General features: G+C 62.9%; 26 protein-coding genes. 12 read left to right on the top strand and 14 right to left on the bottom strand.

Annotated elements, in window-relative coordinates; translation table 11 throughout:
- The 10 genes from tuf to rplP form a co-directional block, all read left to right on the top strand.
- Positions 1-939 (top strand): elongation factor Tu (gene tuf, locus FDT80_RS18120; RefSeq protein ID WP_138663746.1); only part of this gene is annotated, 939 nt, incomplete at its 5' end.
- A gap of 846 nt (positions 940-1,785) precedes the next feature.
- Complete coding sequence (gene rpsJ, locus FDT80_RS18115; RefSeq protein WP_005849850.1) at positions 1,786-2,103, top strand: 30S ribosomal protein S10; 318 nt, start codon at positions 1,786-1,788, stop codon at positions 2,101-2,103.
- An 18-nt stretch (positions 2,104-2,121) separates the two neighbouring features.
- On the top strand, positions 2,122-2,991 hold the full coding sequence (gene rplC, locus FDT80_RS18110) for a 50S ribosomal protein L3 (protein WP_138663745.1): 870 nt from the start codon (positions 2,122-2,124) through the stop codon (positions 2,989-2,991).
- Entirely contained in the window at positions 2,988-3,605 is a 618-nt protein-coding gene (gene rplD / locus FDT80_RS18105) for a 50S ribosomal protein L4 (RefSeq protein WP_138663744.1), read from the top strand. The genes rplC and rplD overlap by 4 nt, the downstream gene beginning before the upstream one ends.
- Entirely contained in the window at positions 3,602-3,898 is a 297-nt protein-coding gene (locus FDT80_RS18100) for a 50S ribosomal protein L23 (RefSeq protein ID WP_138663743.1), read from the top strand. Before rplD ends, FDT80_RS18100 begins: the two co-directional genes overlap by 4 nt.
- A gap of 383 nt (positions 3,899-4,281) precedes the next feature.
- Positions 4,282-5,124, top strand: coding sequence for a 50S ribosomal protein L2 (rplB, locus tag FDT80_RS18095; RefSeq protein WP_138663742.1), 843 nt, complete (start codon positions 4,282-4,284; stop codon positions 5,122-5,124).
- Between the two features lie 3 nt (positions 5,125-5,127).
- Complete coding sequence (rpsS, locus tag FDT80_RS18090; RefSeq protein ID WP_114292533.1) at positions 5,128-5,406, top strand: 30S ribosomal protein S19; 279 nt, start codon at positions 5,128-5,130, stop codon at positions 5,404-5,406.
- Between the two features lie 3 nt (positions 5,407-5,409).
- Entirely contained in the window at positions 5,410-5,790 is a 381-nt protein-coding gene (gene rplV / locus FDT80_RS18085) for a 50S ribosomal protein L22 (RefSeq protein WP_138663741.1), read from the top strand.
- Complete coding sequence (gene rpsC / locus FDT80_RS18080) at positions 5,790-6,497, top strand: 30S ribosomal protein S3 (RefSeq protein WP_138663740.1); 708 nt, start codon at positions 5,790-5,792, stop codon at positions 6,495-6,497. Before rplV ends, rpsC begins: the two co-directional genes overlap by 1 nt.
- A gap of 13 nt (positions 6,498-6,510) precedes the next feature.
- Entirely contained in the window at positions 6,511-6,924 is a 414-nt protein-coding gene (rplP, locus tag FDT80_RS18075) for a 50S ribosomal protein L16 (protein WP_138663739.1), read from the top strand.
- Between the two features lie 169 nt (positions 6,925-7,093).
- Here rplP and FDT80_RS18070 read toward each other — a convergent pair whose 3' ends face one another.
- From FDT80_RS18070 to FDT80_RS18010, 13 genes are all read right to left on the bottom strand, one after another.
- A complete protein-coding gene (locus tag FDT80_RS18070; protein WP_138663738.1) occupies positions 7,094-7,789 on the bottom strand; it encodes an RraA family protein in 696 nt (231 codons plus the stop codon).
- The gene (locus tag FDT80_RS18065) at positions 7,786-8,481 is read right to left on the bottom strand and encodes an alpha/beta fold hydrolase (protein WP_138663737.1); all 696 of its coding nucleotides are present in this window, start codon (positions 8,479-8,481) and stop codon (positions 7,786-7,788) included. The genes FDT80_RS18070 and FDT80_RS18065 overlap by 4 nt, the downstream gene beginning before the upstream one ends.
- A gap of 1 nt (position 8,482) precedes the next feature.
- Positions 8,483-9,448, bottom strand: a complete 966-nt coding sequence (locus tag FDT80_RS18060) for a cupin domain-containing protein (RefSeq protein WP_138663736.1) — start codon at positions 9,446-9,448, stop codon at positions 8,483-8,485.
- Between the two features lie 64 nt (positions 9,449-9,512).
- Entirely contained in the window at positions 9,513-10,481 is a 969-nt protein-coding gene (locus tag FDT80_RS18055; protein WP_138663735.1) for a nuclear transport factor 2 family protein, read from the bottom strand.
- Positions 10,478-11,497, bottom strand: coding sequence for a LacI family DNA-binding transcriptional regulator (locus FDT80_RS18050; RefSeq protein ID WP_138663734.1), 1,020 nt, complete (start codon positions 11,495-11,497; stop codon positions 10,478-10,480). Before FDT80_RS18050 ends, FDT80_RS18055 begins: the two co-directional genes overlap by 4 nt.
- Positions 11,497-12,261, bottom strand: coding sequence for an SDR family NAD(P)-dependent oxidoreductase (locus tag FDT80_RS18045; protein ID WP_138663733.1), 765 nt, complete (start codon positions 12,259-12,261; stop codon positions 11,497-11,499). The genes FDT80_RS18050 and FDT80_RS18045 overlap by 1 nt, the downstream gene beginning before the upstream one ends.
- Entirely contained in the window at positions 12,258-13,310 is a 1,053-nt protein-coding gene (locus tag FDT80_RS18040; RefSeq protein ID WP_138663732.1) for an ester cyclase, read from the bottom strand. Before FDT80_RS18040 ends, FDT80_RS18045 begins: the two co-directional genes overlap by 4 nt.
- Before the next feature lie 43 nt (positions 13,311-13,353).
- Complete coding sequence (hisD, locus tag FDT80_RS18035) at positions 13,354-14,682, bottom strand: histidinol dehydrogenase (RefSeq protein ID WP_138663731.1); 1,329 nt, start codon at positions 14,680-14,682, stop codon at positions 13,354-13,356.
- Positions 14,683-14,686: 4 nt separating this feature from the next.
- Entirely contained in the window at positions 14,687-15,259 is a 573-nt protein-coding gene (locus FDT80_RS18030) for an ester cyclase (RefSeq protein WP_138663730.1), read from the bottom strand.
- Positions 15,256-16,413, bottom strand: a complete 1,158-nt coding sequence (locus tag FDT80_RS18025) for a carbohydrate ABC transporter permease (protein WP_138663729.1) — start codon at positions 16,411-16,413, stop codon at positions 15,256-15,258. Before FDT80_RS18025 ends, FDT80_RS18030 begins: the two co-directional genes overlap by 4 nt.
- A 1-nt stretch (position 16,414) precedes the next feature.
- On the bottom strand, positions 16,415-17,437 hold the full coding sequence (locus FDT80_RS18020) for a carbohydrate ABC transporter permease (RefSeq protein WP_138663728.1): 1,023 nt from the start codon (positions 17,435-17,437) through the stop codon (positions 16,415-16,417).
- 124 nt (positions 17,438-17,561) lie between these two features.
- The gene (locus FDT80_RS18015; protein WP_138663727.1) at positions 17,562-18,785 is read right to left on the bottom strand and encodes an ABC transporter substrate-binding protein; all 1,224 of its coding nucleotides are present in this window, start codon (positions 18,783-18,785) and stop codon (positions 17,562-17,564) included.
- Positions 18,786-18,871: 86 nt separating this feature from the next.
- Positions 18,872-19,927: an ABC transporter ATP-binding protein gene (locus FDT80_RS18010; RefSeq protein ID WP_138663726.1), complete on the bottom strand. Its 1,056-nt coding sequence runs from the start codon at positions 19,925-19,927 to the stop codon at positions 18,872-18,874.
- 157 nt (positions 19,928-20,084) lie between these two features.
- On the opposite strand from FDT80_RS18010, the gene FDT80_RS18005 reads away from it, so the two are divergent.
- The gene (locus FDT80_RS18005; RefSeq protein ID WP_138663725.1) at positions 20,085-21,110 is read left to right on the top strand and encodes a nuclear transport factor 2 family protein; all 1,026 of its coding nucleotides are present in this window, start codon (positions 20,085-20,087) and stop codon (positions 21,108-21,110) included.
- Positions 21,111-21,136: 26 nt separating this feature from the next.
- On the opposite strand, the gene FDT80_RS18000 is transcribed toward FDT80_RS18005, so the two are convergent.
- Entirely contained in the window at positions 21,137-21,757 is a 621-nt protein-coding gene (locus FDT80_RS18000; protein WP_138663724.1) for a TIGR02466 family protein, read from the bottom strand.
- A 235-nt stretch (positions 21,758-21,992) separates the two neighbouring features.
- Between FDT80_RS18000 and rpmC the strand changes: the two genes are divergently transcribed.
- Positions 21,993-22,199, top strand: a complete 207-nt coding sequence (gene rpmC, locus FDT80_RS17995) for a 50S ribosomal protein L29 (protein ID WP_138663723.1) — start codon at positions 21,993-21,995, stop codon at positions 22,197-22,199.
- Positions 22,200-22,205: the final 6 nt, after the last annotated feature.

Raw genomic sequence — 22,205 nt, 5'->3', positions numbered from 1 at the left:
CACGCCGACTACGTCAAGAACATGATCACCGGTGCGGCGCAGATGGACGGCGCGATCCTGGTGGTGAACGCCGCCGACGGCCCGATGCCGCAGACGCGCGAGCACATCCTGCTGGGCCGCCAGGTGGGTATCCCCACGATGGTCGTCTACATGAACAAGGTCGACCAGGTTGACGACGAAGAGCTGCTGGAGCTGGTGGAGATGGAGATCCGCGAGTTGCTGAGCTCCTACGAGTATCCCGGCGACGACATTCCCGTGATCCCCGGCTCGGCGCTGGCGGCGATGGAAGGCCGTGACCCGGAGATCGGCGAAGAGAGCATCCGCAAGCTGATGGCGGCCGTGGACGAGTTCATCCCGACGCCTGCGCGTGCGATCGACCAGCCCTTCCTGATGCCGGTCGAGGACGTGTTCTCGATCTCCGGCCGTGGTACGGTTGTGACCGGGCGCGTCGAGCGTGGCGTGATCAACGTGGGCGACGAGATCGAGATCGTCGGCATCCGCGACACCAAGAAGACGACCTGCACGGGCGTGGAAATGTTCCGCAAGCTGCTGGATCGCGGCGAGGCGGGCGACAACATCGGCGCGCTGCTGCGCGGCATCGACCGTGAAGGCGTCGAGCGTGGGCAGGTTCTCTGCAAGCCCGGCTCGGTGAAGCCGCACACCAAGTTCGAGGCCGAGGCGTATATCCTGACCAAGGAAGAGGGTGGCCGTCACACGCCGTTCTTCGCCAACTACCGTCCGCAGTTCTACTTCCGCACGACGGACGTGACCGGCACGGTTCAGCTGTCCGAGGGCACCGAGATGGTGATGCCGGGCGACAACGTGAGCTTTGGCGTCGAGCTGATCGCGCCGATCGCGATGGAGCAGGGCCTGCGCTTTGCGATCCGCGAAGGCGGCCGCACGGTCGGCGCCGGCGTGGTGTCGAAGATCACCGAGTAATCCGCCTTGGAACGGGTGCTCGCACCCATCATCATGGTTGACACAAAGAAGGCCGCTCCACACAGGGGCGGCCTTTTTTCTGTGCGGCTTGTCCACGGCCTTGGATCAAGTGCAGCGCGCGCGTCCATTGCATTGTGATCGCTCGTCTAGATCCGGCGATGAAGGGGTGATCCTTGCCAGTTGTCCGACGCCGGGTAGTATTCAAACCGACCAAGGATCAATTGCTGGGTGGAGATTCCCTTCGCGACTCTCCTCTTGATCGCGCTGTTTCTTCATGCGGTTTCGGACGGCTTCCTGGGGAAAGATATTCGGATCATACGGTCAGAATGTGTAAGTTTGGTTTTTTTTGGGTCCTCAACGGCGCATTCACGGTGGTGCCGAACCGGTCCGGCTTTGTCGCCTCATTGGACAAGCGCGGCCTGCTGCCATAGAGACGGTCATAGTTCGCGAGCCCGACCGACAAATCCAGCTCAAAGGAGATGACCCAAAGCCAAAAGCCAACCGAACGGCGATGGCGCGTTGTCTCTGAAGCGGGTTTTGATCTGATCGCGGCAACCACAGCTTTGGATCAAGCTGCATTACAGGTGTCTTGGGCCGGAAATGTCGGCTAAAAAAACGAATTTCAATGTGACCCATTACCGTCAGATCGCCCGATCACGCGCGGGCCTGATAATCCTGCGCCAGTGCAAATCGCGCTCTTGCCACCATCCCCCAAACAACCTATAGCACCCCCACCAGACGACCCGCGTGATTCACGCGGGTCGCTGCATTATACGACGCGAAGAGGCGGGCCGATGAGCGGTCCCTCTCCAATCCGTTGAAATCCCGAAGACAAGGGATATGCACATGGCCCAAAGCCAAAACATCCGCATTCGCCTGAAGGCGTTTGACTATCGGGTGCTTGATGCTTCCACCCAGGAAATCGTCAACACTGCCAAGCGGACCGGAGCCTCTGTTCGCGGCCCGATCCCGCTGCCCAACAAGATCGAAAAATTCACTGTTCTGCGTGGCCCCCACGTCGACAAGAAATCCCGCGACCAGTTCGAGATCCGCACGCACAAGCGTCTGCTCGACATTGTTGATCCGACCCCCCAGACCGTTGACGCGCTGATGAAGCTCGACCTCGCCGCTGGTGTGGACGTCGAGATCAAGCTGCAGTCGTAAGTCAGGAGGGTAATAGATATGTTGCGCTCTGGCGTTATCGCAAAAAAAGTCGGCATGACCCGGCTGTTCATGGAAGACGGCAAGCAGATTCCTGTGACCGTTCTTCAACTGGACAAGCTGCAGGTCGTCGCCCAACGCACCGCTGACAAAGACGGCTACACCGCCGTTCAGCTTGGCGCTGGCACATCCAAGGTCAAGCGCGTGTCTCAGGCCATGCGCGGCCATTTCGCGGCGGCCAAGGTCGAACCCAAGCGCAAGGTGGCGGAGTTCCGTGTGGACCCCGATGCCATGATCGGCGTGGGCGAAGAGATCACCGCGAACCATTACTTCGAAGGTCAGTTCGTCGACGTGGCGGGCACCTCCATCGGTAAGGGTTTTGCCGGTGCAATGAAGCGGCACAACTTCGGCGGTCTGCGGGCCACCCACGGTGTGTCGATTTCGCACCGTTCGCATGGCTCGACCGGCCAGTGTCAGGACCCCGGCAAGGTGTTCAAGGGCAAGAAGATGGCCGGCCACATGGGCGCCGCCCGCGTGACCACGCAGAACCTGCAGGTCGTGCGCACCGATGCCGACCGTGGCCTGATCATGGTCAAGGGGGCTGTTCCCGGCTCCAAGGGCGGTTGGGTGACTGTCAAGGACGCGGTGAAAAAGCCGTTCCCCGACACCGCCATCCTGCCCGCCGCGCTCAAGTCCGCCGCTGAGGAAGCCGAGAAGGCCGCCGCAGCCGCAGCAGAAGCCGCCGCAGCCGAGGCCGAGGCCGAAGCAAAGCGTCTGGCCGAAGAGCAGGCAGCACAGGAAGCCGAGCAACTGAAGGCTGCAGAAGCTGATATCGCCGCCGACAAGGCCGACGATTCCGCTGAGCCCGAGAAGAAGGAAGGTGACGAATGAAAATCGATGTCATCAAACTCGACGGCGGCAAGGCCGGATCGGTAGACCTGGACGAGGCCCTGTTCGGCCTTGAGCCGCGCGCCGACATCCTGCACCGCGTCGTCCGCTGGCAGCGCAACAATGCGCAGGCCGGCACGCACAAGGTCAAGACACGGTCCGAGGTCAGCTATTCGACCAAGAAGATCTATCGCCAAAAGGGCACCGGCGGCGCACGCCACGGCGCGCGGTCGGCACCGATCTTCCGCAAGGGCGGTATCTACAAGGGTCCGACCCCGCGCAGCCACGGCCACGAGCTTACCAAGAAGTTCCGCAAGCTGGGCCTGTGCCATGCACTGAGCGCCAAGGCGAAAGCGGGCGAGTTGGTCATCATCGACGAGGCAGCGGGCGAAGGCAAAACCGCCGCTCTGGCCAAGCAGGTCAAGAACCTGGGCTGGAAACGCGCGCTGATCATCGACGGTGCCGCCGTGAACGAAAGCTTTGCGCAAGCCGCGCGCAACATCGAAGGTCTGGATATCCTGCCGACGATGGGCGCAAACGTCTATGACATCCTCAAGCGTGACACCCTGGTGATCACGAAGGCGGGGATCGAAGCACTGGAGGCCCGTTTGAAATGAGCGCGAAGTCCGAACATTACGACGTGATCCGCAAGCCGATCATCACCGAAAAAGCGACAATGGCATCCGAATCGGGTGCCGTCGTCTTCGAGGTGGCGATGGACAGCAACAAGCCGATGATCAAGGAAGCCGTAGAGGCGCTCTTTGGGGTCAAGGTGAAGGCCGTGAATACGACCATCACCAAAGGCAAGGTCAAGCGTTTCCGCGGTCAGATGGGCCGTCGGCGCGACGTGAAGAAAGCCTACGTGACGCTGGAAGCCGGCAACACGATTGACGTGACCACCGGTCTTTGACCCGCGTCACGGTCTGAAACGAAAAAACCCCGGTCTGGACACAGGCCGGGGTTTTGCGTTTTGGCCGGCCTTTGCGGCTCGTCGCGCGCGTGGGCGAGGGGCGTCAATTCGCGCCGCAATCGCACCGATGCCGCCCCCCCGCCGACGCAAGCCGCGCCGGTGATGGCGGTCGGGCGCCGGCCTGTGCCAGGTTCGCAGCGGTTTTTCCCGACGAGCGCTTGACCCCATACCCTGCCTCCCCTAAGAGACCCCATCGGCCAAGCCCCGGATTCGTCCGGGGCTTCTCCGTTGTTCGAAAGAACACCCAGATCGGGGACCTTCGGGGCCCTATAACCACAGACGTCGCCTGCGGCGTCTCACATAGCAAAACGGAAGACAGAAACATGGCACTCAAGTCGTATAAGCCGACGACGCCGGGCCAGCGTGGGCTGGTACTGATCGACCGTTCGGAGCTTTGGAAAGGCCGCCCGGTCAAGGCCCTCACAGAGGGTTTGACCAAGCATGGCGGACGGAACAACACCGGACGGATCACGATGCGCCGCAAAGGCGGCGGGGCCAAGCGCCTCTACCGGATCGTCGATTTCAAGCGCAACAAGCTGGACATGTCCGCGGTTGTCGCACGTATCGAATATGACCCCAACCGGACCGCGTTCATCGCGCTGATCCAGTACGAAGACGGCGAGCAGGCCTATATCCTCGCGCCGCAGCGTCTGGCGGTTGGCGACAAGATCGTCTCCTCCAAGAAGGCCGACATCAAGCCGGGCAACGCGATGCCTTTTGCCGGCATGCCTATCGGTACGATCGTCCACAACATCGAGATGAAGCCCGGCAAGGGTGGCCAGATCGCGCGTGCGGCGGGCACCTATGCCCAGTTCGTCGGTCGTGACGGCGGCTATGCCCAGATCCGCCTCAGCTCGGGCGAATTGCGCCTGGTGCGTCAGGAATGCATGGCCACAGTCGGTGCCGTCAGCAACCCCGACAACAGCAACCAGAACTACGGCAAAGCGGGCCGCATGCGCCACAAGGGTATCCGCCCGTCGGTGCGTGGTGTCGTGATGAACCCGATCGACCACCCGCATGGTGGTGGTGAAGGCCGGACATCGGGTGGTCGTCACCCAGTGACCCCATGGGGCAAGCCCACCAAAGGTGCGCGGACCCGGAACAAGAACAAAGCGTCCAGCAAGCTGATCATCCGCTCGCGGCACGCCAAGAAGAAGGGACGTTAAGATATGTCTCGCTCAGTCTGGAAAGGGCCTTTCGTCGACAGCTACGTGCTGAAGAAGGCCGAAGCGTCGCGCGAGGGCGGTCGCAACGAAGTGATCAAGATCTGGTCGCGTCGTTCCACCATCCTGCCGCAGTTTGTGGGTCTGACGTTCGGCGTCTACAACGGCCACAAACATATCCCTGTCAACGTGTCCGAGGACATGATCGGTCAGAAGTTCGGTGAGTATTCGCCGACGCGGACCTACTACGGTCATGCCGCCGACAAAAAAGCGAAGCGGAAATAAGCCATGAGCAAGGATAAGAATCCCCGCCGCGTGGCCGACAACGAAGCAATGGCAAAACTGCGCATGCTTCGCACAAGCCCGCAAAAGCTGAACCTCGTCGCCGCGATGATCCGTGGCAAGAAGGTCGATCGCGCTCTGACCGATCTGACCTTCTCGAAAAAGCGGATCGCGCAGGACGTGAAGAAGTGCCTTCAGTCCGCCATCGCCAATGCCGAGAACAACCACAACCTCGACGTGGATGAGCTGGTCGTCGCCGAAGCCTATGTCGGCAAGAACCTGACCATGAAGCGCGGTCGCCCGCGGGCCCGTGGCCGGTTCGGCAAGATCATCAAGCCGTTCTCGGAAATCACCATTCTCGTGCGTCAAGTTGAGGAGCAAGCCTGATGGGTAACAAAGTCAATCCGATTGGCATGCGCCTGCAGGTGAACCGCACCTGGGACAGCCGCTGGTATGCCGACACCAAGGATTACGGTGATCTTCTTCTGGAAGACCTCGCGATCCGCGATTTCATCAAGGAAGAATGCAAGCAGGCCGGCGTGGCGCGTGTGATCATCGAACGTCCGCACAAGAAGTGCCGCGTGACGATCCACACTGCCCGCCCCGGCGTCATCATCGGCAAGAAAGGCGCGGACATCGAAGGTCTGCGCAAGAAGATCGCCGCGATGACCAAGAGCGAGCTGCACCTCAACATCGTTGAAGTGCGCAAGCCCGAGCTGGATGCGGCCCTCGTTGGTGAGAGCATTGCACAGCAGTTGGAGCGTCGGGTGTCTTTCCGCCGCGCCATGAAGCGTGCCGTTCAGAACGCGATGCGCATGGGGGCCCTGGGCATCCGTGTGAACCTCGCGGGTCGTCTGGGCGGGGCCGAGATCGCGCGGACCGAATGGTATCGCGAAGGTCGCGTGCCGTTGCATACGCTGCGGGCCGATATCGATTACGCACACGTTGAGGCGGCGACCGCCTATGGCATCATCGGGATCAAGACCTGGATCTTCAAAGGTGAGATCATGGAGCATGACCCGGGCGCGCGTGACCGTAAAGCACAGGAACTCCAGGATGGCCCTGCACCGCGTGGTGCTGGTGGTCGCCGCTAAGGGGGAATGACAGATGCTACAACCAAAGCGCACTAAATTCCGCAAGCAGTTCAAAGGCTCCATCAAGGGGCTGGCGAAAGGCGGGTCGGATCTCAACTTCGGGACCTATGGCCTCAAGGCCACCGAGCCCGAGCGTGTGACCGCGCGTCAGATCGAAGCGGCCCGCCGCGCGATGACCCGCCACATGAAACGTCAGGGTCGCGTCTGGATCCGGATCTTCCCGGATACGCCGGTAACCTCCAAGCCCGTCGAAGTTCGTATGGGTAAGGGTAAAGGTTCGGTGGATTTCTGGGCCTGCAAGGTCAAGCCCGGCCGCGTGATGTTCGAAATCGACGGCGTCGATGAGACGATCGCCCGCGAGGCGCTGCGCCTTGCCGCGATGAAGCTGCCGATCAAGACACGGGTCGTGGTCCGCGAGGACTGGTAAGGCCGACGGGGCATGGCCCCGATCCGCTGACAAGATCAAAGGCCCCCACCGCACACGCGGTGGGGGCCTTTATCGTTTCAAGGGGGCTTCGGGGACGTAAGTGGCTGGCCGGAGGGCGGCAATTTACGGGGTCCGGCGTCATGCCACGCCCGATCTGCCATTGGGGGGCTCAGGTTCGCGCCTTTTCAAAGGCGGTCCAGGCTGCTTCGAATGCCGCAAAGTCAAAACCCGGCCGGTTGGCCGGTTCCAGAACGATCTTCTCCGTTCGCAGAAGCGTTTCGATCGCGTCCGCGAGCCTGGGCAATATATCGTCGGGGATGACCAGAGCACCGTGGCGATCCGCATGGATCAGATCGCCCGAAGCGATGCGCAGGCCATGAACAGTGACCTCGGTGCCGATTTCACGCACATGGACAAAGCCGTGGCTGGGCCCGATGGACCCCGCGACGACCGGAAACCCGTCCGGCAGATCGCCAAGGTCGCGCATGACGCCATCGGTCAGTGCCCCGGACATGCCGAAACCCTTGTGAATGCTCGTGTTGATTTCGCCCCAGTAGGCGCCGATCGCTTGCGGTACATCCAGATCCTGGACGACGGCGACGCTGGGGTGTGCGCCCTCAGCCATGTAGCGGTAATAGGCCATGCGACGTTCGCGGATCACCTCGGGTGGTTCGGTCGGTGGGGCGACCGCGGCGATCTTGGCGGTTCGGGCATAGCCGACGATTGCGGGCGCATCCGGCGCACTGCACAGCATCGTGCCACGGGTGAAGGCATCAAAGCCACGCTTGCCCTGCGCGGTCTCGATCGCGTTGCAGACGGTCGGCGTATCGACCGAGCGGAGCAGTTTCAGCAAGTCGGGCGTCATTCGGCCTCCAGCCACCGGGCGATATGCCGGCATGTGTCTTGGGGATGTTCAAGCGTCGGCAAGTGGCCGGCGCCTTCGATGATCCGCAGTGTCGACCGGGGCAGCAGATCGGCCATCAGCCGATGCCGTTCCACCGGGCAAAGCGCGTCGTGTTGCCCGCACAGCACCAGCGCGTGGCCGCCAAAACCGCGGAGCGTGTCCTGTTGATCGGGTCTTGACCGCAGCGCCCGTGATTGCCGCACGAACACCTCCGGCCCCAGCGTCATGGCCATGGTTTCGCAAAGGGTTTCTATTTCGCGCCGGCACGGGCCGTCAGCCAGGTAGTTCGGTATCATCTGGTCGCGCATGACCCGCATCAGGTGGCCGGCTTCGACATCTGCGATCTGCGGGGCGCGCCGGGCCTTGACCGCATCCGTCTCCGCCAGCGGATTGGTATCGAGCAATGCCAGACGGTCCACGCGATCAGGGGCCTGGCGCACCACCTCCATCGCGACGATCCCGCCCATCGACAGCCCGGCCAAGGCGAACCGTTGCGGGGCGTGGCGCAGCACCTCCGCCGCCAATGCCTGCACGGTGTCATATGCGCCGATGGGCGCGTGTATCACGGTGCGCTGCGCCGAAAACGCGGTCGTCTGCGGCCCGAAAAGCCGGGCATCGCACATCATGCCGGGGATCATCAGCAGCGGGGTCATCTTAGCCCGCCCATGTCGCGCCCGCCGGGTCATCGGTGGCAACCACGTGATACATCGATGCCTCTCCGGTCATTGACGGTACGGCGGAATGCGCCAGGTTTTCCGGAACACTCATGGTGTCGCCGGGGGCCAGCGTGACGCCGCCGCCATCAAAACTGACGCGCCAGTGGCCGCGCATCGGCATCAGGACAGAGGGCCTGTCGTGGCTGTGGACCTTGTCGGTGGCCGAGGACCGGGTGATGAAATCAACCTCGAACCCGGGTTTGTCGCGCAGGATCCCGTGTTCGCCGATGACCTTGGCCGGCGCCCGGTCCGCCAGCGCGACAAGGTCGAGATAGCGCGCGACATGGCCGGGGACGACTTCTGCCGTGGTGGGTTCGGGAAAGGCCCCGAGCTCGTCTTGGGTCAGCACCTGCATCGGTGCGACGCCCTCGGGCAGGGTCGCGCCCTTGAGTGAATCGTAGAGCTTGCCGTTGGCGCCCAGCACCAGTCCGTGATCGGCCGCGTCCTCGATCACCTGCGGTGCCCAGATCACCCCGCCGCCCGCATCATCGCCGCCCAGCACGGCCATGATCATCCCGTAATCGGTGCCGATGTTCTCAAACCCGCGGAAGATACCGGTCGGGATGTTGATGATGTCTCCTTCCTCGAGAGTGACCTCTCCGGCGGTGCCCCAGCGGCCCCAGAAAAATCGCCACCGGCCCTTGAGCACGAAAAACACTTCGGCCGTGCGGTGGCTGTGAAGCGAGTTGCGGCATTTCGGAGGTTGGCCCGCGGCACCGATGTTGAAGCCGTGCGGAATCGAGATGTGCACATGCTGGTCCGGCGATTCGGACACGCCGCCACCGATGATCGTGAAGTTTTCCTTTTGGTCCGATCCGGGGGTATGGGCGTCGATGAAGGCCGTCTTGCATGGGATAAGATCGCCGTAGCGGACAATGCGGTTTTCCATGTCTTGGGGTGTCATTTCAGGCTCTCGTTTGCTGTGTGAGGTCAAGGGGAAGAGGGGTGGGCAAGGGTGGCGTTGCAGATCAGCCGGTCTGCAGATGTATCTGCTTCCACACGGCGGTTTCGTCATAAAGCGTGTATTCCCGGCGCAGCCCCCAGGGGCCGAACTCGGCATGGCTCATTCCCATGATGTGAACGCGCTTGCCGGTGGGGCGGCCAAAGGCCCCCCAGCCATCGTTCAAGCCGTCCAGCGACCAGCGGATCGCGGCGCGGGGCGACATCATCGCGTCGTCGCGTCCGACCACGTGGTGGATCTTGAACGTGGCCGACGGAAACGAAGCACGCAGCCCGATCCAGAAGTCGTCCACCGCCCGGTGACTGATCGCGGTCACGCCGCCCGCGTATTCGCCGATGACGGCCCGGTCGTATTCCCGTGGGATCACGGTGAAATCGGCGGCCATGATCCGCATTAGGATATCGGCGTATTTTGCACCCCAGTCGCTGTCGTTGCCGCGCCCGGTATAGGGGCCGGCGACATCGTTTTCGGGCAGGAAGGGTTTGACGCAGGCGTCGGGGCCGCCTTCGCGGTCAATCAGGTCGCGGGCATAGTCCGCCGGGGTCCAGCCCATCTGGCGCACGATGGCGCCCTGGTCGCGCACCAGCCATTCATCGGTGATCTGGTTGGCGCGCGCATAGCAATCGGCGATGATGCGGTAGCGCACCGTTTTGCCCGTGGCCGCGCCGTAGACACCCGGGTTGGTGTGGGTCGCGGTTGACAGCAAGCGGTGCGAGGACAGCAGCCCGTCGTCGTTGCCCTCGCACCAGATCACGTCCTCGCCGAAAAGCGTCCGATCAGGAAATTCCGCCAGCGTCGACATGGTCGCGGCGACCACGTTCTTGTTGCCGACGACTATGGACCCGGGCGATCGGACAGGCAGGTCGGCGCCGTAGTAGTGATCCAGCGTGGCAATGCCGCGATCCTCCCAGATCTCCTTGGTTATGCCGATGATGTAGTCGGGGAAATCCTTCCACCGCGGGTCGAAATTCTTCATGTCTTCCATCCTTTTGGCAGCCGGGCGGATCCGCGGACGATCAACGGACCGTCCAGCGCCACGCGGCGCGGTTCTGCGTTCTTGTCATCGATCCGGCTGAGCAGGATCGAAACCGTTTCACTTACCATCCGGTTGGCCGGTTGGCGCACGGTCGTCAGGTTGAAGCTGGGCCAGGAGGCAAGTGTCACATCGTCGTAGCCGACGACCGACACGTCCTGCGGGATCCGCAGACCCAGTTCGAAGCGCAGCACGTCCATGACGGCAAAGGCCATGTGATCGTTGGCGACGAACACCGCGTCGGGCCGGTCGGTGCCGGCGAACATCCGGCGTGCGGCATCGGTGGCGGCATCGTATTTGAACGCGCCGCTGATGCGCGAGTGCAGGCTGCGTGCACCGTCGGCCAGCCCCATCACGAAACCGGCTTCGCGGTCTCGTTGGGTCGATGCGCCTTCCCAACCGGCGATGTGGCCGATGCGGTCGTGCTGGCCGCGCAGCAGGAATTCCGCGACCTTGCGCCCGCCGGCCACGTTGTCGGAACTGACGCCCGACAGGCGGTCGTCGTCCTGCAGGCGGTTGAACATGACGATCGGGATCCCGGCGGAGTCGCAGCGTTCGGTCAGATCGCTGGTCATCCCGACAGAGGCGGTGATGATGCCGTCGACCTGATAGTCCAGCAATTCCTCGATCACGCTATGTGTGGCCGCGTCATCCTGCGCCGCCATGAAGACAAGGACATGATAGCCTTGTTCCTGCAAGGCGTTGGACAGCTTTTCGATGGCTTCGGGATAGAACTGGTTTTCGAGGTAGGACACGACCAACCCGATGATCCGGCTTTTGCCGGTAATCAGCGACCGGGCGAGGATATTCGGGCGATAACCCAGTTCCTCGGCGGCCTTGCGGACCTTCTGGGCGGTCTTGGACGATACCGATGCGCCCGGCGTGAACACCCGGCTGACGGCGGACTGGCTGACACCGGCGCGCAGCGCGACTTGCAGGGATGTGACCTTGTCGACCATCAGCCTGCCGTCCATCCGCCGTCGATCAGCAACGAGGTGCCGGTGATCAGCGCCGCCGCGTCCGATGCGAGGAACACCACAGCACCCATGATGTCCTCTACCTCGCCGACGCGGCCCAGCTTGATCTTCGATTCGATCCATTTGCGTTTTTCGGGGTCCGCCAATGTCTGTTCGCCCAGCGGCGTGCGGATGAAGGTCGGGCAAATGGTGTTGATCCGGATCCGGTCCGGCCCCCATTCGATGGCCATCGCCTTGATCATGCCTTCCAGCCCGTGCTTGGACGCGCAATAGACCGCGCGTTCGGGCCCCCCCACATGGCCCATCTGGCTCGAGATATGGATGATGCTGCCGCCGGTGCCTGACCTGATCATCGCACGTGCTGTCAGGGTGGACAGGAAATAGGCGGCCCGCAGGTTGACTCCCATGACCGCGTCATAATCTGCGACCGTGGTGTCGATCGCCGCAGAGTGGCGCGCAAGCCCGGCGGAATTGACCACGATGTCGAATGGCCCCTGCTGCGCCAGCCGATCCGACAAGTTGTCCAGATCGGCCACGTCCATCGCCACCGCGTCGGCGGACCAGCCGGCATCGCGCATTGCCGTGACCGTGTCGTCAAGCCGCGCGACGCCGCGCGCGGCACAGACCACATGCGCACCCGCTTCGGCCAGCGCCACGGCACAGCCGCGTCCGATGCCCGACGACGCGCCGGTCACCAGCGCGCGTTTTCCTGTCAGTGTCAGGGCAGGGGTTCGGGGAAGGGTCATGACGCAGGCCTTTGTATCGTGTCGACATCGGTTGCCCGGCGGGCACCGGTCAGTTGCCGCATCCGCGCAAGAACGTCGACCCCGATCTGGTGGTACATGTGCAGCAGATCGACCAGCACCCAGTTTTCCCGGATCAGGCCATTTTCCAGCCGCCAGAAATCCAGCGATCGCATCTCCACCTTCTGACCGGCGGGCGCGATGCCCAGCCAGCCATCGTGGGTGATCGTCTGGTACATGTCGGGCCAGCCGGTGACGGCGGCGTAATCGCGGTCTCCGAAAAAGTGATAGGTGATCTGATCCACATATTGTCCCCGGTCGGGCATCCCATTGAGAAACGGGATCTGGTGCCAATTGCGAAAGCCGTCGATGCCGCGGCCCGAACCGATCCCCGAGGGGCCGTACCACATCATCTTGGGGTGCCAGAAGCGCGGCATCTCCATCACCTCCGGCCCACCCAGCCTCGGGTGTTTCTTGAGGTGTTCGAGCATCTCCACAATGTGCCGGCATGTGGCCGCGCCCCATGCGGCATCATGGGGCCCCGGCACGATCCCGTCGTTCGTCGCCGGACCCGGCACATGCCATTCGCGCCCGAGGCTGGGCACCATCGGCCAGGCCCCCGCCTGCATCATCACTTCGGGGATGTCCCAAAGCGCCTGCATCTCCACCACGCGGCCCTGTGACACGCGGTAGAATTCATGGTGCCGCATGTGCACGATGTGCCCTGTCGCCGGAATGTCCAGCCACGGCGCGCGGAACGTGCCGGTGTACCAACCGCCGCAGCCGACCCAATCGTTGCCCTCTTCTGTCGGCCCGGCCATCACGATATGGTCGCGCCGCTCCAGATCCGGCACCGCGGCCAGCAGTGGAGCATAGGCCTTGTCGTAATAGGCATCCACCCCGGTGGTGGTTTCGAACGGATAGGCCAGGTGGAAAACGGCATCTGGCGCGCAGATGTCATGCAAGACACGGCGCACGTCCTGGCCATCGAAATTCGCCATTGCCGCCCGCAGCTTTGCGATCAGCGCCTTGTTCGCGGTGTGACACTCCATGGTCTCGTCTTTCCGTATCCGTGCCCCGCAGGGAACCTTCGCGTCAGTCCGCCGTTTTGAGAAGCGGCGCGCCTTCGCCGTAGGGGACGTTGATCCCGCCATAGCGCCGGACGCGCACGTTGCATTGCTCGGCGTGGCCGACGAAGCCTTCCAGCATACACAGCCGCGATCCGACGGCTCCGACCCTCGCGGCGGCCTCATCCGTCAGGATTTTCTGATAGCTGTGGGTTTTCAGAAACTTGCCGACCCATAATCCGCCCGTATAGCGCCCCGCCTTTTTCGTAGGCAGGGTGTGGTTGGTGCCGATCACCTTGTCGCCGTTGGCCACGTTTGTGCGCGGGCCCAGAAACAGCGCGCCATAGCAGGTCATGTGCTCGAGGAACCAATCGTCGCGATCGGTCATCACCTGCACGTGCTCTGACGCGATGTCGTCGGCGACGGCCAGCATTTCGTCATAGCTGTCACAAAGGATCACTTCGCCGTAGGTCTCCCAACTGACGCGCGCTGTATCGGCGGTGGGCAGGATGGTCAGCAGGCGGTCGATTTCCGCCAGGGTCGCTTCGGCCAGAGACCGGCTGTTGGTCAGCAGCACGCAGGGGCTGTTGTAGCCATGCTCGGCCTGACCGAGAAGGTCGGTGGCGCAGATTTCGGCATCAACTGTGTCGTCGGCGATAACCATCGTTTCGGTCGGCCCGGCGAAAAGGTCGATCCCCACCCGACCGAAAAGCTGGCGCTTGGCCTCGGCGACAAAGGCGTTGCCGGGGCCCACCAGCAGATGCACGGGGTCGATCGTTTCCGTCCCGATGGCCATGGCGCCGACCGCCTGGATCCCGCCCAGCACGTAGATTTCATGCGCCCCTCCAAGATGGATCGCGGCGATCACCGCCGGGTTCGGCTCGCCGTTGAAGGGGGGGGTGCAGGCGATGATGCGCGGGACCCCCGCGACCGATGCGGTGGCCACCGACATATGAGCGCTGGCGACCATCGGAAACTTGCCGCCCGGAACGTAGCAGCCGACGGACTGCACCGGGATCGTCTTGTGACCCAGTATCACGCCCGGCTGCAATTCCACTTCGATATCGAGCATCGAGTCGCGCTGCGCCTGTGCAAAGCGGCGGACGTTGTCTTGGGCGTACCGGATGTCCGCCATCTCGCGGTCCGATACCCGCGCCATCAAGGCTTCGATCTCGCTCTGGCTCAGCCTGAAGGAGGCCGGGGAATACCTGTCGAACTGCGCGGACAAATCGCGCACGGCCGTATCCCCGCGCGCCTCGATGTCTTTCAGCGTCGTCTCGACAACGGCGCGGGTCTTGGCATCGTCCTCGCCGCGCTCTGCGTCCGATTTGCCGCGCTTGAGATATTCGATCGTCATTTCGTTATCCTCGATTGTCGGGTTGTGGCGGAGTTGCGTCGCCCGTGTCGTAGGCTTCCCAGCCCTGGCCGCCGAAAACATCGACGCCAAGCTGGGCCAGCACATGCGCAAAATCGACCATCACCCAATTGTCGGTGATCCGGCCATTTTCCACCTTCCAGAAGTCCATATAGCGGATCTGTACCCGCTTTCCGGTTGCGGCGACGCCCATGAAGGCACCCGCGTGCGTGGCCTCCTGCCGTCCGAATGCGGCGGCCCATTCGCCCATGAAAAGCCGTGCCTCGTCGATGCAGACCTTGTCGGAGAACGCGGCCTGGAAGGGGCGTTGCCAATTGTCCTGGAACTGTTGCAGGCCCAGCTTGGTGCCGCAACCCTGGTTGCCCATCCAGCGGAACCCATCCGCGAAAAAAGCGCCGATGTCGTCGATCCTGTGATCGTTCAGCCCATCGACCATCGTTTCGATCACGGCGCGGGTCGCGTCCGTTTTCGACAGGTCGGTGTCGCGCGACAAAATCGCCTGTTCGGGGCGTGCGCCCTTGCCGGTGGCCGCAGGGGCGGTGGGGTCGAAACCGGTCATCCCTTGACCGCCCCCGCGGTCAGGCCCGATACGATCTGGCGCTGGAACACCATGACCAGCAAGAACAGCGGCGCGGTGATCGACACGGCGGCGGCAATCGCCTCGACTTGGTCGGTGGTGGTGGTTTCGCGGTTGAAATAGCCCGCGATGGCCGGAACCATCGTCTGGTTTTGCGCATCCAGCAGCAAAGAGGTCACGAGGAAGTCGTTGTAGCCCAGCAGGAAGCTGAACAGGCCCGTGGTGATGACGCCGGGCCACATCACCGGCATGATGACGCGGCGAAAGGCCTGGAAATGCGAACATCCATCGACGCGCGCGGCTTCGTCCAGTTCGGTCGGGATAGAGTGAAAGAACGACCGAAGCATCCAGATCGTGAAGGGCTGGTTGATCGCCACCAGCACCGCGATCACCGCGTAGGGCTGCCCGTACAGCGTCGGCGCGGCGTCGCCGAAGATTGGCCGCAGAATTTCCGCTGAGTTGATGAAGACCGGCAGGTATCCCGCCACCAGCACCGAATGGGGCAGCGCCCGGAAGATCAGCGCGAGGATCAGCAGCCAGAACGCCAGATTGGAACCCGAGCGCGCCAGACCGTACCCCGCCAGCGTTCCGACCGTCAGAGAGACCGTGACGACGCCGGTGGTCACCAAAAGCGAATTGAGGAAATTGCGGTAGAATTCGTTGTCCACCCAGACCGATTGGTAATGCACCGTCGTCAGCCCGATCAGCGGCGTCGACAGCGGCCCCGCGATGGCGTTCAGACCTGTCAGGATTACCGGCAGGATCACGAAGAAGCCGATGACGAAGGATACTGCGAAGCCCGACACCGCAATGATCCAGCCGATCACGATGGTGCCCGGCTGGGTCAGGCGCGACACCATCCGCGGCAACGTGCGCAGGGCAAACCGCGCCGACGCCCAAAGCGCGGCCAGCCCCAGCACGATGTCGATGATCGACAGCCCGTTGCCGTCAGCGCGGGTGGCTGGGCCGATGACCACGTCGAGCGGGTTGGACGCAAAGGCATCCACCGGCGACTTGAAGCTCATCACGGCGATCCAGACGATCGGAAACGCTGCCAGCAGGCACCAGAAGATCAGGAAGCCGGCGGACCCGACCCGAAGGGACAAGGATTGGCGCATGGACAGGGGGGTGGACATGTCAGTGGCTTCCTTTGTGGTCGCGCCAGGTGCGCGTGAGCAGGGGAATGAGCAGGACCACGATACCGATCATCGTCAGCATCGCGCTGGCCGATGCCCGCCCGATGGACCGGTTGCCCGCATCGTCGGGCGTCAGGAAGTCGTAGGTCAGCCACTGAAGCGAGATCACGTGGCTTTGGCTTGAGAAGCCGACGATTTCCTCGAACACGCGGTAGCAGTCCATCAGGTGAATGAGCGCCACGAAGACGATCAGCGGCATCAGGTGCGGCACGATCACGTAACGCAGCCGTTCCCATCGGTTTGCGCCGTCGATGATCGCGCTTTCCAGCGTGTCCTGGTTGACCGTCTGCAGGCCCGCGTAAAAGATGACAAAGGCAAAGGGCGCGACGTGCCAGACCCGGTAGAACAGCATCATCAATTCGATCGTCCAGCCCTGCGCGAACATCGCGATGTCCTGTGCCAGCCACCATTCGAGAAAACTGGTCAGGATGCCGTCACCGATGAACAGCCAGCGGATCGACAGCGCGCCGATCACCGGCGTGATGATGAAGGGCAGCAGCGAGATGAAGATCACCGGCCCACGCAGCGATTTCGCGGCGTTGTTGACGGCCAGAGCGATCGCCAGCCCGACAACGACGACCAACGGCAGTGTCAGCAACGTGAAGGTCAGCGTGAACCGCAGCGCCTTCCAGAAATCGATTGCCATCAACTGACGCCAGCTGCCGTTCGCGAGGGCGTCCTTGACCCGGCCCAACTCCAGAACGTTGCGGTAACTTTCCAGCCCGGTGAACCGGGTCTGGGTCAGGATCTTGCCATCCTCGCCGAGTATCGGCTTGGTTTCAGTCCGGGTGACACAGACCGGATCGGGAAACCCCGGCGTGCAGCTTTCGATCTCGACCTGCTCGAACACCGGCTGCGTGTTGTAAAAGCTTTGCGTGAACACGCTGACCAACGGCAGGGCGATGAACACCAGCATCATGAACAGCGACGGGCCGACGAAGGCTGCAAAGGTTTTGAATTTCATGGCATGGCCCTTTTCATACGGTCGCTTCGGCCCGGACTTTGACGCTGCGCAGGGCGCGGCTGCGCAGGGTCAAACCTCGGGATTGATGGGTGCGGCAGGGCGCGAACGCCCCGCCGCGAAACGGTCATTCGGCGATCAGCCCGGCCTCCTTGGCCGACGTCAGATAGGCTGCTTCGATGTCGGCCAGCGTGGTCGCGGCATCCTTGGCGCCAGTCAGGTAATCGCTGACCCCGTTGCCGATGGCGGTGTGCATCAGGCCCATTGCCGACGTCGATGGATAGGCCTGCGGGGCGGGTTGCGCGGTCAAGGTCGCGATCGCGCCCTGTGCCAGGCGATCGGGGTCGTATCCGGGAATGAGCCAGACCGCCGCACCGTTGTTGGCCTTGACCATCTCGGTGTCCAACCCCTCGACGATCAGCCGGAAGGCCGCGTCGGCTTGCTCGTCGGAGACGTTGGCGGCGATGACGACGCCGTCCCACCAGATCGTCGTGGCTGGCGCGCCGCCCTCCATGGCCAGTGGGGCCGCGGCGGTGTTGACCTTGCCGACGACCTGGCTTTCGCCCTCGACATCCACCGATCCGGCGCGGCTGGCCCAGAGGTTCGCCATGGCGATCTTGCCCTGTTGCAACTGCTGCTGCACGTAGGTGGAATCGGACACGAGGTATTCGGGATCCAGGTAGGCCGTGATCGCCTTGAGCGTCTCGAGGGCGTTCACGCCCGCATCGGTATTGACCGTCGGCATGTTGTTCTCGTCATAGAACTGTCCGCCGTAGCCTAGGAACATGTTGTTGAAATCCTGCGCCAGGTTCCAGCCGGATTTCATCGTGGCGCCCAAGGGATAGTCCACAACGCCCGCGGCCTTGATTTTTTCGGCGGCATCCAGAACCTCGTCCCAGGTGGTCGGGACCGCGATGCCCAGATCGGTCAGGATGTCATCGCGATAGATCAGGTGCTGGGTGTTGACCATCATCCCGATCGCCATGATCTTGCCGTCGATGCGGATCAACTGGTTCGGCGACAGGTCCTGACCGTATTTCGCCACCAGATCGTCAAGCGGGCGAATGGTGCCTTCGTTCATCAACGGCGTGATGGTGCCGTTCGACACCCCGCCAATGGTATAAAGCGACGGCTGCGCGGCAAAGGCCGCCGGCTGCTTGGTGCGGAACTCCTGATCCAGTTCGGCGGTGAAGTTGCCGCATTCGGCCATCGCGTCGGACACGGCCTTCCAGGCTTCGAAGCCAGCCGACAGCATGCTGACCGGCGTTTCGTTTTCGTACGAACAGGCGGCGAACGCGCCGGTGCCCATCAGTGATATGGCGCCCGACACTACAAGATTTCTCAGATACATGGTCTACACTCCCTTTTGATACTGCGGCGCCGGTTGTCCGACACCCGTTGGATGGCCGGCTTGTTGCCGGGGTTCTTGATTTGGGCCTACGCCGCGATACGCGCGCCGGTGGTCCGGTCGAACAGGTGGCAAATTGCGGCCGGTATGGCCAAGGATACCGGGTCGCCGATGCCTGCGCGGTACTCTTTGTGCGCCTTCACCGACACCATCTGCCCGCCCGCGCGGACCGTCAGCATCGTGGCGTCGCCCAACAGCTCGATGGTATAGAGCGGCGCATTGACCGCGCCGCTGGTCCCGGCTTCGGCGACGCTGGCATCTTCGGCGCGAAAGCCCAGGGTCACAGGGCCGTCGGCGCCGTTCAGACCGGTGATTTCCACGTTCTTGCCAGTAAAGGTTCCGTCCCTAAGGTCGCCATCCATCAGGTTCATCGCCGGTGATCCGATGAAACTGGCCACGAAGGTATTGGCGGGATTGTCGTAAATGTCGGTCGGCGTTCCCACCTGTTGCACGACCCCGGCCTTCATCACCACGACGCGATCTGCCAGCGTCATCGCCTCAATCTGGTCGTGGGTCACGTAAACCGTTGTCACCTTCAGCTCGTGGCTGAGGTTCTTGATCTGCGCGCGCGTCGAGACGCGCAGTTTCGCGTCGAGGTTCGACAGCGGCTCGTCCATCAGGAACACCGACGGCTTGCGCACGATGGCGCGCGCCAATGCAACCCGCTGCCGTTGCCCGCCCGACAGCTCGGCGGGTTTGCGGTGCAGGAATTCCGTGAGCTCGACCATTTCCGCGGCCTTCATCACCCGCTCGTCGTGGGTGGCGGGGTCGGCCTTGCGCACCTTGAGCGGAAACCGAATGTTCTCGTAGACGTTCAGGTGCGGATAAAGACCGTAGGACTGGAACACCATCGCGACATCGCGGTCCTTCGGGTCGAGGTCGTTGACCTGTCGATCCCCGATCCAGATTTCGCCCTCCGTGGCATCCTCCAGCCCGGCGATCATCCGCATTGTCGTGGTCTTGCCGCAGCCGGATGGACCCAGCAGCACCAGAAATTCCTGATCCGCGATGGTCAGATCGAAGTTGTTCACCCCGATGAAAGACCCCCATCGCTTGGACAGGTTCCTGAGTTGAATTTCGGCCATGATCCCTCCCGCCAGCGCAACTTGCATACGCTTGCAAAGAAGGTAAAATGAGAAACCGCCATAAGGCAAGAAATTTTTGCAAGCGTATGCATGGCGTATGGATCAGGCGGTTGTTACCGCGGGTCCATCGGTCTGAAATAGTTGAGGAATTGAACCGATGTCAGAAATTCAGGCCGCCAAGGATCTGGTGCGCGCCTATTACGCCGCGCTGGATGGCGCCGAGGTCGCGGAGATCCCGGAGGTCATCGGGCGATTCGCGACGCCGTCGTACGAGTGGCTTGGGTATCACCCCTTCGATGCGCTGACAGGCGCGGCGGAGGTCGGTCGGACGTTCTGGCAGCCGCTGCGCCGGTCGCTGGGCCGGATACAGCGGCGGCTGGATGTGTTCATGGCCGGGCACAACCGGTTGCCAGGCACGCAGGGTGTCTGGGTCTGCTCGATGGGGCACCTGATGGGCCTGTTCGACGCGCCGTGGCTGGGGATCGCGCCGACAGGCCGGATGGCATTCCTGCGCTATGGCGAATTTCACCTGATCGAAGACGGCAAGATTGCCCGGACGGCGATGTATTTCGACATACCCCACCTGATGATGCAGTCCGGTCTGGCCCCGTTCCCGCCGCAGACGGCCGCGCATCTGGTACAGCCGGGCCCGCAGACGCATGACGGCGTGATGTTCGGCCCGCAGGCGCCGCAAGACGGCGACAGAACGCAGGCGGCGATCGACGCGATGATCGGTGACCTAGGGCAATGGGCGTCGGGCCTGCCGCTTGAAGAGGAGCTGGCGCGGTCATGGCACGATGACATGATCTGGTGGGGGCCGGCGGGGATCGGCGCGACCTATACCATAGAACGTTATGCCAAGCAGCACGCGGGCCCGTTTCGCGCCGGGTTCCGCGATCGATCCGCCACCGGGCACATCTGCCGCATCGCGGAAGGCGCGTATGGCGGGTTCTTTGGCTGGCCGAACTTCACCGCCGTGCCGACCGGCGGCTTCATGAGCATGCCGGCGACGGACCGCCCCGGTGAATTTCGCGTCATCGATATCTATCGCCGCGCGGGCGACAAGCTGGCCGAGAACTGGGTGTTCATCGACCTTCTGCATTTCTGGAAGCAGCAAGGGGTCGATGTCCTGGCGCGGATGCAGGCCGTCTCCGCGGCGGGGAAAGCACGATCAGAGCCCTGAACAGGGCGGCCGGCGCAGCGGTCGCGTCATTCCCACGCGTAGTTGAAGGAGACGGAAATTCGGTCGTCCTCTGCCATGTTCATCGGTACTTCGTGACGCAGCCAGCTTTCCCAAAGCAGCACGTCACCCGGATCCGGCGCGACATAGACAAAGCTGCGCAGCGCGTCGCGCGCGTCGGCCCTGCGCCCCGGCGCGGCCATCATCATCGGCAGGCGCGGATCCTCGAACTTGATGGCGCTCGCCCCCTCGGGCATCGTCACATAGGTCGTGCCGCTGATGACCGAATGAGGGTGGATATGCGACGTATGCACCCCGCCTTCAGGTAGGATGTTGATCCACAAGTCATTGAGCGTGATCGCCTTGCCGTCCAGATCAAAGTCCAGATCCTCGACGAAGGTGGCGACATGCTTGTCCAGCGCCGCCTTGAGATCCTTGAAGATCGGAAAGCGGTAGGGCAGGTCATCGAGCGAGGCATAGGAGGTATAGCCGGGAAAGCCGTTCTCCTCGCACCAGTTCTGACCGGCTTCGTCATCCTGTGCGATGGAGTAGCACGACGCTTCGAGTTCGCTCGCATCGACAGGTTTTCCGAGTGCTGCCAGAGGCGCGTGATACAGGCGGGTGACGAATAGGGATCTGATCTGGGTCATGGGCTGGTTCGCTTTCGGGGATCGGGGCAGGGGGCACGGTATCTGCGAACGGCACGGTGTAAAACCCCCACGGTCCCTGGGCGGCGCGCGGCGGCGCGTGACGCGCGATCCTGTCCGGCAATAGGGGGTTGCGCCGTTGCGCCATCCCTCCTATACGGCGCACTTCGATACCCACTCCACCAGAATCATGGTCACCCGAACGGGGCCTGCTGGTGATGTTGAAAGGACTAGGGCTATGAACGCCAAGGAACTGCACGACAAGACGCCGGACCAGCTCCGCGAAGAGCTGTCGAACCTGAAGAAAGAAAGCTTTAACCTGCGCTTTCAACAGGCCACCGGTCAGCTGGAAAACCCCGCACAGATCAAGATCGCCCGCCGCGCCGCGGCCCGCGTCAAGACCGTGCTGAACCAGAAAGCCGCTGCCGCGGCAGCGACAGAATAAGGGAGC

Source organism: Sulfitobacter sabulilitoris (assembly GCF_005887615.1).
Taxonomy (GTDB): domain Bacteria; phylum Pseudomonadota; class Alphaproteobacteria; order Rhodobacterales; family Rhodobacteraceae; genus Sulfitobacter_E; species Sulfitobacter_E sabulilitoris.
The sequence above is the reverse complement of the archived record's forward strand: the minus strand, read 5'-3'. Positions and strand labels throughout refer to the sequence as shown.

Bases quoted from the DNA above. Each gene is read 5' to 3' on its own strand.
- rpsJ (WP_005849850.1), top strand. From the start codon at position 1,786: ATGGCCCAAAGCCAAAACATCCGCATTCGCCTGAAGGCGTTTGACTAT.
- rplC (WP_138663745.1), top strand. From the start codon at position 2,122: ATGTTGCGCTCTGGCGTTATCGCAAAAAAAGTCGGCATGACCCGGCTG.
- rplD (WP_138663744.1), top strand. From the start codon at position 2,988: ATGAAAATCGATGTCATCAAACTCGACGGCGGCAAGGCCGGATCGGTA.
- FDT80_RS18100 (WP_138663743.1), top strand. From the start codon at position 3,602: ATGAGCGCGAAGTCCGAACATTACGACGTGATCCGCAAGCCGATCATC.
- rplB (WP_138663742.1), top strand. From the start codon at position 4,282: ATGGCACTCAAGTCGTATAAGCCGACGACGCCGGGCCAGCGTGGGCTG.
- rpsS (WP_114292533.1), top strand. From the start codon at position 5,128: ATGTCTCGCTCAGTCTGGAAAGGGCCTTTCGTCGACAGCTACGTGCTG.
- rplV (WP_138663741.1), top strand. From the start codon at position 5,410: ATGAGCAAGGATAAGAATCCCCGCCGCGTGGCCGACAACGAAGCAATG.
- rpsC (WP_138663740.1), top strand. From the start codon at position 5,790: ATGGGTAACAAAGTCAATCCGATTGGCATGCGCCTGCAGGTGAACCGC.
- rplP (WP_138663739.1), top strand. From the start codon at position 6,511: ATGCTACAACCAAAGCGCACTAAATTCCGCAAGCAGTTCAAAGGCTCC.
- FDT80_RS18070 (WP_138663738.1), bottom strand. From the start codon at position 7,789: ATGACGCCCGACTTGCTGAAACTGCTCCGCTCGGTCGATACGCCGACC.
- FDT80_RS18065 (WP_138663737.1), bottom strand. From the start codon at position 8,481: ATGACCCCGCTGCTGATGATCCCCGGCATGATGTGCGATGCCCGGCTT.
- FDT80_RS18060 (WP_138663736.1), bottom strand. From the start codon at position 9,448: ATGACACCCCAAGACATGGAAAACCGCATTGTCCGCTACGGCGATCTT.
- FDT80_RS18055 (WP_138663735.1), bottom strand. From the start codon at position 10,481: ATGAAGAATTTCGACCCGCGGTGGAAGGATTTCCCCGACTACATCATC.
- FDT80_RS18050 (WP_138663734.1), bottom strand. From the start codon at position 11,497: ATGGTCGACAAGGTCACATCCCTGCAAGTCGCGCTGCGCGCCGGTGTC.
- FDT80_RS18045 (WP_138663733.1), bottom strand. From the start codon at position 12,261: ATGACCCTTCCCCGAACCCCTGCCCTGACACTGACAGGAAAACGCGCG.
- FDT80_RS18040 (WP_138663732.1), bottom strand. From the start codon at position 13,310: ATGGAGTGTCACACCGCGAACAAGGCGCTGATCGCAAAGCTGCGGGCG.
- hisD (WP_138663731.1), bottom strand. From the start codon at position 14,682: ATGACGATCGAATATCTCAAGCGCGGCAAATCGGACGCAGAGCGCGGC.
- FDT80_RS18030 (WP_138663730.1), bottom strand. From the start codon at position 15,259: ATGACCGGTTTCGACCCCACCGCCCCTGCGGCCACCGGCAAGGGCGCA.
- FDT80_RS18025 (WP_138663729.1), bottom strand. From the start codon at position 16,413: ATGTCCACCCCCCTGTCCATGCGCCAATCCTTGTCCCTTCGGGTCGGG.
- FDT80_RS18020 (WP_138663728.1), bottom strand. From the start codon at position 17,437: ATGAAATTCAAAACCTTTGCAGCCTTCGTCGGCCCGTCGCTGTTCATG.
- FDT80_RS18015 (WP_138663727.1), bottom strand. From the start codon at position 18,785: ATGTATCTGAGAAATCTTGTAGTGTCGGGCGCCATATCACTGATGGGC.
- FDT80_RS18010 (WP_138663726.1), bottom strand. From the start codon at position 19,927: ATGGCCGAAATTCAACTCAGGAACCTGTCCAAGCGATGGGGGTCTTTC.
- FDT80_RS18005 (WP_138663725.1), top strand. From the start codon at position 20,085: ATGTCAGAAATTCAGGCCGCCAAGGATCTGGTGCGCGCCTATTACGCC.
- FDT80_RS18000 (WP_138663724.1), bottom strand. From the start codon at position 21,757: ATGACCCAGATCAGATCCCTATTCGTCACCCGCCTGTATCACGCGCCT.
- rpmC (WP_138663723.1), top strand. From the start codon at position 21,993: ATGAACGCCAAGGAACTGCACGACAAGACGCCGGACCAGCTCCGCGAA.